At 38.3% G+C, this 14,181-nt stretch carries 13 protein-coding genes; 8 read left to right on the top strand and 5 right to left on the bottom strand.

Going from position 1 to position 14,181, the window contains the following annotated elements; genetic code table 11:
- Nucleotides 1-27: 27 nt before the first annotated feature.
- From AC1M9E_RS02545 to AC1M9E_RS02535, 3 genes are all read left to right on the top strand, one after another.
- Nucleotides 28-396: an MmcQ/YjbR family DNA-binding protein gene (locus AC1M9E_RS02545; RefSeq protein WP_481587177.1), complete on the top strand. Its 369-nt coding sequence runs from the start codon at nucleotides 28-30 to the stop codon at nucleotides 394-396.
- A 122-nt stretch (nucleotides 397-518) separates the two neighbouring features.
- Complete coding sequence (locus AC1M9E_RS02540) at nucleotides 519-923, top strand: DUF6988 family protein (protein ID WP_481587176.1); 405 nt, start codon at nucleotides 519-521, stop codon at nucleotides 921-923.
- 16 nt (nucleotides 924-939) lie between these two features.
- Nucleotides 940-1,203, top strand: coding sequence for a hypothetical protein (locus AC1M9E_RS02535; protein ID WP_481607927.1), 264 nt, complete (start codon nucleotides 940-942; stop codon nucleotides 1,201-1,203).
- Between the two features lie 148 nt (nucleotides 1,204-1,351).
- Here AC1M9E_RS02535 and AC1M9E_RS02530 read toward each other — a convergent pair whose 3' ends face one another.
- Both AC1M9E_RS02530 and baeS read right to left on the bottom strand, forming a co-directional pair.
- Nucleotides 1,352-2,038 carry a response regulator gene (locus tag AC1M9E_RS02530; protein WP_092767563.1) on the bottom strand — a complete coding sequence of 229 codons (687 nt, stop codon included), beginning with the start codon at nucleotides 2,036-2,038 and terminating at the stop codon, nucleotides 1,352-1,354.
- A gap of 18 nt (nucleotides 2,039-2,056) precedes the next feature.
- Nucleotides 2,057-3,718, bottom strand: a complete 1,662-nt coding sequence (gene baeS, locus AC1M9E_RS02525; RefSeq protein WP_035265564.1) for a sensor histidine kinase efflux regulator BaeS — start codon at nucleotides 3,716-3,718, stop codon at nucleotides 2,057-2,059.
- Nucleotides 3,719-3,851: 133 nt separating this feature from the next.
- Between baeS and AC1M9E_RS02520 the strand changes: the two genes are divergently transcribed.
- The 4 genes from AC1M9E_RS02520 (at nucleotide 3,852) to AC1M9E_RS02505 (ending at nucleotide 9,201) form a co-directional block, all read left to right on the top strand.
- Nucleotides 3,852-4,478 (top strand): hypothetical protein, encoded by a 627-nt coding sequence (locus AC1M9E_RS02520; RefSeq protein WP_481607928.1) that lies wholly within the window; start codon nucleotides 3,852-3,854, stop codon nucleotides 4,476-4,478.
- Between the two features lie 310 nt (nucleotides 4,479-4,788).
- Nucleotides 4,789-6,591 (top strand): acyl-CoA dehydrogenase C-terminal domain-containing protein, encoded by a 1,803-nt coding sequence (locus tag AC1M9E_RS02515; RefSeq protein ID WP_180028280.1) that lies wholly within the window; start codon nucleotides 4,789-4,791, stop codon nucleotides 6,589-6,591.
- Between the two features lie 170 nt (nucleotides 6,592-6,761).
- Nucleotides 6,762-8,543: an acyl-CoA dehydrogenase C-terminal domain-containing protein gene (locus tag AC1M9E_RS02510; protein ID WP_092767569.1), complete on the top strand. Its 1,782-nt coding sequence runs from the start codon at nucleotides 6,762-6,764 to the stop codon at nucleotides 8,541-8,543.
- Between the two features lie 160 nt (nucleotides 8,544-8,703).
- Nucleotides 8,704-9,201 (top strand): phosphate-starvation-inducible protein PsiE, encoded by a 498-nt coding sequence (locus AC1M9E_RS02505; RefSeq protein WP_481607929.1) that lies wholly within the window; start codon nucleotides 8,704-8,706, stop codon nucleotides 9,199-9,201.
- Between the two features lie 33 nt (nucleotides 9,202-9,234).
- Here the strand turns inward: AC1M9E_RS02505 and AC1M9E_RS02500 are convergent, their stop codons facing one another.
- On the bottom strand, nucleotides 9,235-9,702 hold the full coding sequence (locus AC1M9E_RS02500; protein ID WP_481589245.1) for an RcnB family protein: 468 nt from the start codon (nucleotides 9,700-9,702) through the stop codon (nucleotides 9,235-9,237).
- A gap of 199 nt (nucleotides 9,703-9,901) precedes the next feature.
- Between AC1M9E_RS02500 and AC1M9E_RS02495 the strand changes: the two genes are divergently transcribed.
- A complete protein-coding gene (locus AC1M9E_RS02495; RefSeq protein ID WP_092767573.1) occupies nucleotides 9,902-10,348 on the top strand; it encodes a hypothetical protein in 447 nt (148 codons plus the stop codon).
- 30 nt (nucleotides 10,349-10,378) lie between these two features.
- Here the strand turns inward: AC1M9E_RS02495 and AC1M9E_RS02490 are convergent, their stop codons facing one another.
- Nucleotides 10,379-11,842 carry a phospholipase D family protein gene (locus tag AC1M9E_RS02490; RefSeq protein WP_481607930.1) on the bottom strand — a complete coding sequence of 488 codons (1,464 nt, stop codon included), beginning with the start codon at nucleotides 11,840-11,842 and terminating at the stop codon, nucleotides 10,379-10,381.
- A gap of 87 nt (nucleotides 11,843-11,929) precedes the next feature.
- Nucleotides 11,930-14,077: a zinc piracy TonB-dependent receptor ZnuD gene (gene znuD / locus AC1M9E_RS02485; protein WP_481607931.1), complete on the bottom strand. Its 2,148-nt coding sequence runs from the start codon at nucleotides 14,075-14,077 to the stop codon at nucleotides 11,930-11,932.
- Nucleotides 14,078-14,181: the final 104 nt, after the last annotated feature.

Raw genomic sequence — 14,181 nt, 5'->3', positions numbered from 1 at the left:
TATCCACAATAACCATTCGTTTTGACTATGCATTTACATCAATTGGCAGCATCACAAGCTTTAAAATTTCCTGAAGTCACTGTCAGTCAACCGTTTGGTGAGGGATGTGATGTTTATAAAATTATGGATAAAGTCTTTTTGCTCGCATTTCATTTAAAAGGCAAAGCTGCGATTAATTTAAAAGTCGAACCAGATCATGGACATATGTTAAAAGATATTTATCCTTATATTCGATCTGGATGGCACATGAATAAACGACACTGGGTTTCCATCTATGATGAATCTGAATTGGATGAAGAGCTTATCAAAGATTTGATCTCCAATTCCTATAATCTTGTGGTATCGAAGCTTAAAAAAGCCGAACAAAAGCATATCGCTTTACTCAGAGTCATTTGAATAAAGTTAAAAATTGCTTTTCTATAACAATAATTACGCTAAATTAATAAATAGTAGTAATACGAAAAACTCATTCTATATTTGGGTTATATCATTACAACTCTATGAGTACGATATTCATTATGGATATAGAACAACTTTTTGGATTATCAACTCAGATGATCTTAGAGCTAAAACAAGAAATTATTAATAGTGACATTATCGATTGTGGGCCGCGTTTGGACTTAGTTGAACAATGTATTTACATCTCATTTGAGCATGGGCTTGGAGTAAGTGGTTTATTATCTTCAAATCTACCAACACAAGCTATGATTTTACTTAGATCACAATTTGAAGCTGTAGTCAGAGCATATTGGTTATTATTTCTTGCAAGTAATCATCAAATATCAAAATTGCAATTTAGTTACACATTTGAAGAGCAATTTGAATCCGACACATGTCCAATGATTTCTGAAATGCTTGATAAGCTTGGTGCTGCAAACTTACCTGCTCAGCCAATAATTTTGGTGGCTATTCACCCTTTGTGATTTCAAAAAATATCATTTGAAGCAACTTAACTCCATAGTACATACTGTAAAACAGTCATTTACTAGAGATGTTATGGGATATGAAGATGAGATGCTGATCACCTTGACACGCCAATCAAATAACTTAATAACCGTAGCTGCACAGATAATCTTAAAGCACACAGTTCCTGATAAACAAAAATATATTAGTGTTTTGATCGAAAAATATAGATATTGTTTTTATATGGTTGATGATGTTGATCCTATAGTAAAAGCTAGAGTCGAAGCTTACTTTAAATAAAAATACGATAGCCACCTTTAATAAGCTTATATCCTAACAAAGTTACATGAAAGTTGCATATGAAATGGCCAATTGTAGAGACCCTAACCAAAACCAACGCACCAAAAAAAAGCGAACTTCTAGATTCGCTTTTTTTTATCACAAAGAATCAATCTTCAGGATATTCGAAACGATATCCCACCCCATAAACAGCTTGAACCCATTCATGGCGATTACCTGTTTCCGCGGCATCCGAGATTTTACGGCGCAAGTTTTTGATATGGCTATCAATCACACGATCTGCCACTTCAAAACTGTCTGGGTTGATATGATCCAATAATTGCGCACGAGAGTACACCTGACCTACGTGTTCTAAAAATAATTCAAGAAGTCGAAATTCTGTAGGTGTCAAATTTAAAGATTTGTTTTGATACCAAATTCGTTGTTGACCTTTGTCCATACGGAATAAATTATTTTCTTCAGGTTCTGCTTTACGATCTAAACGTCGCAACACTGCTTGAACACGAGCAACTAACTCTTTAGGGCTAAATGGTTTACAAACATAATCATCCGCCCCCATATTCAAACCAAGTACACGATCAATCTCTTCCGTTCGTGCTGTCACCATGATAATAGGCAAATCAGACTGCTCACGGACTTTACGGGTGATCGTGAGACCATCCATACGAGGTACCATCAAATCTAAAACCATTAGACTTGGTTTACGTTGTAAAAAGCTATCATAAGCCTCTTGACCATCGTGAAACATACTGACTTCAAAGCCAGCTGCTTCAAGATAATCTCGCACCAATTGAGCAAGTTCTACTTCATCTTCAACCAGCATCACATGTTTCATATGTCACCCTTCTTCAATTTAAAACGATTTCTTTGGAAATGTGAGGATGCAGCGCAATCCACCCAATGGTGAGTGGTCAAACTTCAAGGAGCCCTTCATGCCTTGTGCAATTTTGCACGATAATGCTAGACCTAATCCAGTTCCGCCAGTACTACGTGTTCTAGAATCATCCGCTCGATAGAAACGCTCACCTAAATGAGCCAATTGCTCATCAGTAAGACCTAATGGGCTATCGTCAACAATCACCGACCAAGTCTTATCGTTTTCGATCGTATGCACATGAATTCTTCCACCGGCTTCCGTATAGCGAATAGTATTACCGAGTAAGTTGACCATAATTTGTTTAAAACGATCTACATCTAATTGTAATTTCGTTCCATGCCCCTCTGCGCTAATCGTGAGATCGGCTTGTTCAAATTTAGGTTTGAAATTTTCAATCTCATTTAACACGACACTCCAAGGGTCAATTTCATTGAAATCAAAATTGAGTTGTTGTGCTTCAGCTTGTGCTAACGCAGCCAAATCTTGTGTTAATTTTTTCAGACTCGAAACTTGTGCCAACATTGAAGCAAAATGTTCAGGCGTTGGTTTACGTATTCCATCTTGCATTGCTTCAATTTGTGCTTGCAAAACAGCCAGCGGCGTTTTTAACTCATGCGAAGTGTCTGCAACCCACTGCTTTCTAGAGTTTTCATGCTGATCTAGAATCACAGCTAACTGATTAATTTCAGTCGAAAGATCGCCAAGCTCATCGTTACGATTTACTTTCACCTGATGCTGAAAATTTCCTTTGGTTAATTCTCGTGTTGCATTTAATAAGCGTTGAATTGGCTTTCTAAAATAAGTTGCTAATAATAAGGCAGCAACCAAACTCGAAATAAATGTCAGAATATATATTAAAAATAAATAACGCTTTTGATTGCTAAAGAAATTAATACTTAAAGCATCATCTTGATCTAAAACAGGTCTTAGCCCGAGATACCCCACAATATTGCCATCAACTGTGATCGGTCGATACGACACCATATTCTCTGATGGTTCCCCCAAGATAAACTGTTGTTTTGCATCATATAAGGAAAGTCTAGAACTTAAACCCAAGTGATCAGACATAGATATAAATAGTTTCTTGCCCTGCTGGTATTCAGAAGTTCTCAAACTAGAAAGCTTATTTTCATGTGATTTATCAGAACTGTTCGTCGTTCTTGTCTGATTCTGATTTGAACTTAATGGGAAACGCAATCCTTCAAATGGCTGAAATGCAGAAGGTAAATTTTCTTCTAAGACTTTCAGCTCTTCAGGGCTAATAGTTTGCGTTCTTTGTGACTCAATTTCGCTAATTAATGTATGCTCTTTGAAATAACGCTGTTGCAATGCAATATCATATTGGCGACGTAACCACCAACGTGATAGTCGATCATAATCATCGGGTGCAGCTTCACCTTCAATTTGTAAAATCTGAGCTTGAACGGCATTTCCCCAATCCTGATAAACAGAGAATACGCCCGCTAAATTATCGATCAGATGATCAAGCTTTTGCATTTCTACATCAGCTACATATTTGGTGAAGTTTTTTTGCATCGTCCAATGCAGCACACTTAAGCTAACCGTCGTAATGAGCAATGTCGTTAACAGTACTGTAAAAAATAAGCGTAGTGCGATTGGTACGCGACGTATATTCAAATTTAACTCACATTATTTCTTCGTTTTTCAGTATTGTATCTAACACTGATTCAAAAAACTCTCCATTGTTTCTTCATCTTTATTATTTAATCTTTACCTATACCGAATCCAAACAACTTTGGGGATAAACATAATGAAAGCGATGAACAAAATTGTATTGGTGACCACTGGTTTAATCAGTATGGGCGCACTTACTGCATGTCAAACAACAACTCAAGCACCTCAAGAAGTTAAAAAGGGTCACTTTGATAAAAAACATCATCATAAAGAACGTTTAACACCTGAACAACGCGAGCAATTCAAACAAGCGCGTGCTGACCGTAAAGCGATGATGCAGCAAATTCGTCAAGCATGCGACGGCAAAGTTGTAGGTCAAACTGTTCAACTCAAAACTGATAAACAAAATATTGATGGTACTTGTCATATCCGTTTCATAGCGGATCGTGCTGATATGAAAAAAATGCATGAGCAAGCACGTGCCCAATTTAAAGCTGGAAAGCCAACTTCGGCCCAAGCTAACCGTTCACAAAAAGGTGAACCGCTCACAGATGCCAAACGTGCTGAGCTTGTTCAAAAATTTGATCAACGTTTGATGCAACAGCAAGTTAGTCAAAATGCAAAACTTCAAGCATGCAATGGACAAACTGACGGTAAAAAAGTTCAAATCAAAGTGGGTGAACAGACTATCAACGGTGTATGTAAAGTTTATTTCAAACCAAATCAACCACTCGTTAAACCAGACTTAAAAAAATCCGCATAATTCAATTCAACTCACTACTAAGTGATTGAATATTAAAAAGGCGCATGTTGCGCCTTTTTTTATGTCATAACTTATTACGTTTTTGACTATTCTGTTCACATATAATTCACGAAAAAACTTTATACTCTAAACACTTAGCCAAAATTAATATTTTTTCTTTGACTTTACAGTCACACAGAATATGGCTATAAAACTTGTACCAAGCAATAACTTATTGCACGATGTAATAGAACAAAATAGGTGTCGTAGATGACACGACATTTTTTATTAGGATTATAAATCTGGTTTAACCAGTATTGAGGAACCCGATATGCCACAATACAAAGCGCCCTTACGTGATATGCAATTCGTTTTGCATGAATTATTAAATGCTGAAGAACACTTTTCAAAACTCCCTGCATTCCAAGAAAACGTAAGCCGTGAGTTGGTTGATCAATATTTAGAAGCTGCTGCAGATTTCTGTGAAAACGAATTATCTCCACTCAACCAAGTAGGTGACCGCGAAGGTTGTACTTGGAATGATGGTGTAGTTACTACTCCAACAGGCTTCAAAGAAGCATATAAAAAATATGTAGAATTAGGATTCCCATCTTTAGCTGCTGAAGAACAATATGGTGGTCAAGGTTTACCAAACTCTTTAGGCATTATCATTTCTGAAATGATCGGCTCTTCGAACTGGGCATGGGGTATGTACCCAGGTCTATCTCATGGTGCAGTTCGTACAATTGAGCACCATGGTACGGAAGAGCAAAAAAATACTTACTTACCAAAACTGATTTCAGGTGAGTGGACAGGTACCATGTGTTTAACAGAATCTCATGCGGGTTCTGACCTTGGTATTATCCGCACAAAAGCTGAACCTAATGCAGATGGTAGTTTTGCAATTTCAGGTGAGAAAATCTTTATTTCCGCTGGTGAGCATGACATGGCGGACAACATTGTTCACATCGTTCTTGCGCGTTTACCAGGTGCTCCTAAGGGAACAAAAGGGATCTCATTATTCATCGTACCTAAGTTTAACTTAACTGCTGATGGTGAAGTTGGCGAGCGCAACGCTGTTCGTTGTGGTTCGATTGAACATAAAATGGGTATCCATGGTAACGCAACATGTGTGATCAATTTTGATCGTGCAACAGGTTACTTGATTGGCCCTGAAAACCGCGGTCTGAATGCAATGTTCACCTTCATGAACACTGCACGTATTGGTACAGCTGTACAAGGTTTGTCTGCTGCTGAATCATCTTTCCAAGGTGCTTTGGCATATGCGAAAGATCGTTTAGCAATGCGTTCACTTTCTGGTCCTAAAGCACCTGAAAAAGAAGCAGATCCAATTATTGTGCATCCAGCAGTTCGCAACTTAATCTTAACGCAAAAAGCATTTGCTGAAGGTGGTCGAGCTCTAGTGTACTACCTTGCTCACTATGCTGATATCGTTGAGAAAGGCGCGACTGAAGAAGAACGTAAATTTGCAGATAATATTCTGTCATTATTAACGCCAATTGCTAAAGCATTCTTAACTGAAGTTGGTTATGAAGCTGCAAACAAAGGCGTACAAGTATTTGGTGGTCACGGCTTCATTTCAGAGCATGGTATGGAGCAAATTGTTCGTGATACACGTATTGCTTGCTTATATGAAGGTACCACTGAAATTCAGGCACTTGATTTGTTAGGTCGTAAAGTACTGCAAACTCAAGGTGCGATGTTGAAAGATTTCACCAAAATCATTCACAAATTCGCTGAAGCAAACAAAGATAATGCAGACTTGAAAGAGTTTGTTGAACCTTTGGCTGCACTCAACAAAGAATGGGGCGATTTAACCATGCAGATCGGTATGCGCGCGATGCAAAACCCTGATGAAGTCGGTGCTGCTGCAGTAGATTACCTATACTTCTCTGGTTATGTAACGCTAGCATTCTTATGGGCTCGCATGGCTCAAGTTGCTCAACAACAACTTGCAGCAGGTTCAACTGAAGTTGACTTCTACAATGCGAAAATCACAACAGCTCGCTTCTACTTCAAGAAGATCCTTCCACGCGTTCGCTCACATGTTGACGTAATTGCAGGTGGATTAGAACCATTAATGACTTTGGATGCTGAACATTTTGCATTCTAATGATCCATATTAAATATGTGTAAAAGAAAAAGGACAGTCATAGATTTGGCCGTCCTTTTTCTTTATAAATAAATTCGAGATATTAACCTTTAGTCGTCTAACAAGTCCTAATATGCTTCGATAGACTGCTAAGAACTAAAGATATTTAAACAAAAAAAAGGTGAACGAAAATGCCAATCTATAATGCGCCTCTTACAGATATGAAGTTCATTTTGAATGATGTATTTCAAGCTGAACAATTTTGGCAATCAAATGAGAATTTAGCTCATATTGATGCTGCGACAGCTGAAGCTATTTTAGAAGAGATGGCTAAATTCGCTCAAAACGTAACCCTTCCCCTAAATCGCACAGGTGATGAAGAAGGCGCAACTTATAATAATGGATCTGTTACCACACCAGCGGGCTTTAAAGAAGCGTTCCAACAATATGCAGAAGGTGGTTGGATTGGCTTAGGTGCTGACGAAGAATGGGGCGGTCAAGGCATGCCAAAAATGCTGACTGTGCTTGCAGATGAAATGCTTTTTGCAACCAACCCATCATTTATGCTTTACCCACTTCTTTCTGTGGGTGCGGGTATGGCATTAAATAGCTATGCTTCTCAAGAACAAAAAGAAACCTATCTTCCTAAAATCTATTCAGGTGAATGGTCAGGTACGATGTGTCTCACAGAGCCTCACGCAGGTACTGATTTAGGCATTATTAAAACTAAGGCTGAACGTAATGAAGATGGTACTTACAACATCACAGGTACTAAAATTTTTATTACCGGTGGTGACCATGATTTAGCTGAAAATATTATTCACCTTGTATTAGCAAAAACGCCTGATGCTCCTGCTGGTTCACGCGGTATTTCTCTGTTCATTGTACCTAAATTCTTAGTGAATGAAGATGGTACCTTGGGTGATCGTAACCCTGTAGGCCCTGGTTCTATTGAACACAAAATGGGGATCAAAGCCTCTGCAACATGTGTGATGAACTTTGACGGTGCAAAAGGCTATTTAGTCGGTAAAGAAAACGAAGGTCTTGCTGCAATGTTCGTGATGATGAACTATGAACGTTTGTCCATGGGTATCCAAGGTTTAGGCGCTTCAGAATTTGCTTATCAAAATGCTGCTCAATACGCCACTGATCGTTTACAAGGTCGTAGTGCAACAGGTGTGAAATCTCCGAATAAACCTGCTGATAGTATTCTTGTACACGGTGATGTACGTCGTATGCTCTTAAATGCGCGTGCGAACAATGAAGCATCACGTGCATTTGCAGTATATGTAGGTCAACAACTGGATATTACAAAGTTCTCGACGGATCCAGAAGCAGTTGCAAAAGCAAATAATCGTGTTGCTTTGCTCACACCAATCGCAAAAGCATATTTAACAGACACTGCTTTCAATGCGACACTAGATGCCCAAATGGTCTTTGGTGGTCACGGCTATATTCGTGAATGGGGTATGGAACAATGTATCCGTGATCTTCGTATCTCACAAATTTATGAAGGCACGAACGGCGTTCAATCACAAGATTTGATTGGTCGTAAAACGATTAAATGTAATGGTCAATTCATCGCAGAATATATCGAAGAAATTCGTGACTTTGCAAATGCATTAGATGCGGACTTAAATTACATCAAAGATGCCACTCTTGATGCTGCAACTGAACTTGAATCGATTACACAAGTTGTTCTTGAACGTGCTGCTGAAAATCCTGATTATGCGAATGCTGCTGCGGTGGATTATTTACATGCGGTAGGCTTACTCAGCTTTACCTATATGTTTGCTAAAATTGCTAAAGCTGCGAGTGAAAAATCAGGTGAGTTCTATGAGAACAAATTATCTTTGGTGAACTACTACATCCAACGCGTTTTACCTGAATTAAATACACGTTTAGCTCGCATCAAAGCTAGCTCTGAAATCGTGATGGGATTTAGCGAAGATTACTTCACAAATCAATCATAAGTTTTATCTTAAAAAAGCCTGATTCTTCAGGCTTTTTTTATCTGAAATTTGCTTATTTTCAAATCACCTCATAATAGTCTTCCCTGCTTAGGCATAAGATGAGCATGAATTTTGCATCACTCCAATGAAACCATCAGGTTTTTTCAAAGGAGGAGATGTCATGAGTAAAAAAGATATTAGCGTAGCAAAATTCGAATCCTTATTAGATCGTTTTGGAAATCTAGCAGTTGAGAGCTTCCACTATATTGCGCTCTTTATTATTGGCTGCATGGTAATTTGGTCTGCAGGACATACCGTGATTGATATTCTTACGGTAAAACAATATGCAACGATTGATGACATTCTGTTGTTATTTATCTATTTAGAGCTAGGCGCGATGGTAGGTATTTATTTTAAGACCAATCATATGCCCGTCAGATTTCTGATCTATATCGCCATCACTGCCCTGACACGTCTGTTAATTTCAGATATTCAACATGACCATAAAGCTGATATTGATTTAGTCATTATTACAGGATCAATTTTAATCCTAGCATTCGCTATATTGGTCGTGCGTTTTGCTTCTTGGAATTTTCCATCAGTGATCCGAGATAAACACCAAGATAAACCTTTACCATTTGGAAAAACACCACGCCCTGAAGATGATGAGTTGGCTTAGATAGAGATGGTTTAGGCAAGTTTGAACAAGCATCTAACGATCATTTGGCATCTGGATATATCGACCATTTTGGTATATCCAATGCATTCCAACTTGTGGTGCAGGAAGACCATAACGACGCCAATCTGAAATCAGCATATACTGACTCATTTCAATAGTACCACCCTGCCCATTTACGAAACTTGACTGCTTGCTAGAATATGTCGTCGTGGTCGGTAAAGACTGTTGATAGATCACTGTAATCCCATTCTGCTGCGGATACGCTGGATAAGGAGGATATGGTCGCTGTAATTGAGGTCTATTCTGAGCAAAACGTGGTTGTTGCAATGGGACTGGCTTACTTAGACGATCTGCATTACCAGTATATATTGGAGTCTGTGTTGGTTTTACAGGTCGAACCTTAGAACCTTGGTAATTACCCCAACTATCTGCAAAAGTATGACTCGTTATTAAAAGAATCACTGAACCCAATAGAGTCTTAACCAATAATGTATTGTTCATCTCTATTACCTCATTCCAAATTTAAGATTACTTTTATTTTCAAAATTCATTCTAAAGCTTAAATATAGATCAATCATGTAGAAATCTTGAACATTATTTAAAATTTTAAATTTAATACTTTAGACCTTTTATTTATCTGCATGAGTCTGTTTGTAAATCTGCTAGACTAACCATTTTTAACTTTGCGAGATTATCCACCGTGCCTGAAATGAGTTTTGATCGCCTGCACCAATTTTTTTGTAAAGTTCCGAGTGTCCAAGAAAACTATATCGATTCTTATGGCACTGATGGTGAACATGCATGGTGGTTTAAATTTCAAATCAATATCGACCATGCCTTAGCTTGGCAAACGGTTCAAGAACTTGGTCATGTATTAAATTACATTTCTAAAAATGAACGCCTACCCACTCAGTTTTTACCAGTGTCTCCTCCACCCTATATGAATGGTGAGGCGAAACAATTCTTATCTTGGGTGATTCAGTGTAATCATCCTGATTTTACGCCAGATGTGGTTTGTGATTGGTTAGAAGCACGTTTACCTCAACCTGTTGAGGATGAGTCTAAGTGGAAAATTAAAACCGATATTAAAGAGCTCGATCAGATTGATGATAAGGAACTCGATAAATTAGTTCCACCGAATCCATAAATGAAAAAATCCCTCTTTCGAGGGATTTTTTTAGAAGGTTGAGAGACCACTCCATTCCATGAATCGATAAATGGCATATTTCATTATTGAATCTTCTGCATATTCTGAGTAATCAACACTCATTTGCTTACCCTCTAAATTCATCCAAGCAGTATCAAAATACTGTACTGCATCTTTAAAAACTTGCTGATTTGAAGAGCCAATAACACGTAAATCAGTTTCTAAATTATAATTTTTCAAATTACGAGCAGTAAAATTAGCCGACCCCAAAATCAGTTCAACCTGATTTGAACTACGCTTAATAATCATTTTTGAATGGCACTGCTCACCTTGTGTATTACACCAGCGTACGTCTATTCCAGCTTTATAGAGCTCTGTCGCGACAGGACGATTTGGAATACCATTTTTAGTACGTCCAAATGCATCTTTGTTCGGGTCTAGTAATACACGAACTTCAACACCGCGTTGGTGAGCTTTAATTAAGGCTTCAATAATTTCTCGCTCTGATAAATAGAACATTGCCAAATCTATTTTTGCATCAGCACCTTGAGCAGATTCAATCAGTTTCAGCAGTTCATCATATATTGCTTTTTCTGTCAGTACTTGCACTTGCGGCAACAGTTTATCTTCTGGCACATCTCCCACAATAACCATTGGAATATTTGCTTTAGAAAATAAAGCCACTGATTGTTCAGTTTTTAAAATATCGACAGCTGTATGCCCTTCGACCACAAGTGCTACATTGGAATGGCGTGAGCTTCCATCATGTGGGTTCATCGAAGTCACTAGTGTTTTCCATCCCTCGGATGTATCCACTACGATGGTTTTACGATGGTTCGCTTTAAAATTAAAAAGATTTAAATAACTTCGAATGGTAATTTTTTCTTCCCCGAAAGGATTATTTAACCAACCTTTCTCAGCATTATTACCTAAACTCTGACAACAAAAATACCAAATGCCCGACCACAGTGGATTCGATGCGCGTAATGGTGATAAATCTGTTTCTATGACATCAATTCCTGCTTGTCTGAGTTGTCGATAGTGCTCTGGGATTATTCCACCATAAACTGAATTTATAGGATCAGTGATTAATTTAATTTCAATATTCGGTGTTAGACGCTTTTTTTGAATGAGTGCTTGGGTCAGTTCTTGTGTTAAGGCGCGATGTTGATTTTGAGACTGACCAGTTTCAGGATTGAACAGAAACATATCTAACACAATTGTGGTTTGCGCTTGCTCAATAAGATTGAGAATTTCATCAAAAATCTGATGCTGCTGTCGCTGACCCGCCGTATCTATATAAGTTTGGTCTGCTAGGAATTTCACATTTGCATGCCGTAATTTACCGGAATAATTAAGCCCTTCTGGTAATGGTTTATAAATATGATATAGCGCTGAGGCTAAATAGCCGATGGTCAGCATACCGAGAATCAGACCAACATAACGTCGGTTTGACCAATTTAATTTTTGGTGAATTCGTTTAAATAGACGCATAACAAAAAACCTAGTCCGATACTTTCAGACTAGGTTTTAATTTACGTTTTTTCAAGCATTAAACTGTTTTTAACACGTTGAATTAAATTAGAACCCGTATTCAACGCCGACGGTAAAATTACGTCCAATTTGTGGAATATTCGATAAAAATGAATTGTGCGAATAAACCTGATCATCCAACAAGTTATTTGCTTTTAAATAAACCCGATAATCGTTGCGATTGTTTAACTGCCCAGCATAAGACACACCAACATTGACCATGTTATAACCTTGGGTTTCTTTTTCAAAGTCAGCAAATTTATCTTGCGTGAATACATGATAATACTCAGCTAAACCAGACCAACCATCAGCAAAATTGGTTTCCACCTTTGTACCAAGTCGTCCAGCAGGAACACGTGGAGCATTTTCCCCCTCTATCTTGCCTCTTACATAATCACCAAACACACTCACCTTGTAAGTATCATTAATTTGATAGCCTAGCTGAGCCTCAGTTCCATAAAAACGTGCCTTATCCTGCGTATATTTAAGTCCACGTAAATTGCCTTGTTGAGCTACAGTTGCACCATAAATATAGTCTTCAAACCAATTGTGATAAACATGAACATGATAATCGAGCTGATCACCTTCATAATGGAGACCCAACTCTAGATTATTTGATGTTTCCTTATCAATATCTGGATTACCTAGCTCATATGTGTTTGTTGCAAAATGAAGACCATCTGCATATAACTCTTGAGCTAGCGGTAAACGTTGTTGATGAGACCCCACTAGAGACAACTTATAATTTGGCGCGAACTCCCAATTAGCTGCAGCTGATCCTGAAACAGCAGTCCCTGAGTAGTTCTTTTGATTGGAATCGACATCAATTTTTTGATGGTCTACACGAGCGCCCAATTCGACATGCACAGGACCAAGCTGTTTATGTTCTAGTGCAAATAAACTGTACTTATTGGTTTTTGTATCCGCCATCAGAACATCATGACTATGACCATGATGTTCATGATCGTGATCACTATGATCATGGTCACCATGATCAACTTCATCATGGTCATGTCCCTCAGGCGCATTAAGTTTTATTTTTTGCTGAGATGCTTGTACACCTACAACACCCTCCCAACCTAACAACGGTATATGAACCAACTCTAAACGACCATCATAACCCTTACTTTTAAAGTTACTAATAACTTCATTTTCTTCTAGTTCATCATGCTCGTAATCTGTAAAACTTAAATGAGCTCGCAGCTTTTCAAATCCTTTTAATGGATCATTTAATTCAGTTCGCAAATCATAGCGTTCAGATTTTAAGTCAACCCATGGACCTGCAGCATTTTCGTGTTCATGGTCGTGCGCTGAATTAGGTGGTGGACAATGGAAATGATCTCCATGCAATTCACATCCATGATATTCATGACTATGACCAGGTAATCCATATTTATCTTGTCGATTACTATATGACAGCCCCACAAAACCTCGATCATGGATCCATGAGCCGCCGACATTAACTGTTTGACCTTCTGAGAAGGTATTTTCTACACGTTTAGCACTTTCACGATGAGGCTCTGTCTCACCCTCATGATGATGTTCAGTGAAGTAACCTTTGAAAGGGATATAATCACTGGCTTTATGCTTCGTGCCTTCAACACGAAGTGCAAAATTTTCACCTATAGCTGCTGTTACACCTGCACTCGCAAGTTTTTCATCACTCCCAGAGTTGTAGCGGACGCCCACTTGCCCCTCTAGACCATTAGCTGGCATTTGTGTCGGTATTTTTTGATCAGTCACGTTGACTAAACCACCCACAGTTCCAGCTGCGTACAGTAATGTTGAAGGTCCTCGGATAACTTCCACTTGCTTCGCCAAAATAGGATCAACCGTTACGGCATGGTCAGGAGAAAGTGTTGATACATCTGCAGTTTCAGAAGCATGCTGTAAAACTTTTACACGCGGTCCATCTTGGCCACGAATCACAGGACGACTTGCACCTGTTCCATACTGATTAGAATAAACACCCAACTCATCGGCTAACGCATCACCTATGGTTGTTGGTCTTTCAGATAATTTTTTTTGATCAATTACATGATCCGCTACAGCGAAGTCAGCAGCTGTTTGAACCAATGGATGTGCGGTAGAAGAAATTGTATCTAATTGAACATTTTTTTGTTTTTGATCAGCATGTGCTGCGGATGCTATCACTGCCAAGACGGAGGCAGTAATGATATTTTTATGAAAGTTCATACGACAAGCTCAAAATTCGAGAATTTACAATTGTTGTTATAATATAACATTTCAACCAAACTTCAATCATATTTCATTCATTTACTCCAAATTAATTACCTTCA

The sequence above is a fragment of the Acinetobacter sp. 24-47-47 genome (assembly GCF_057737035.1).
Note: the sequence above shows the minus strand (reverse complement) of the source record. Positions and strands in the feature narration are given on the sequence as shown.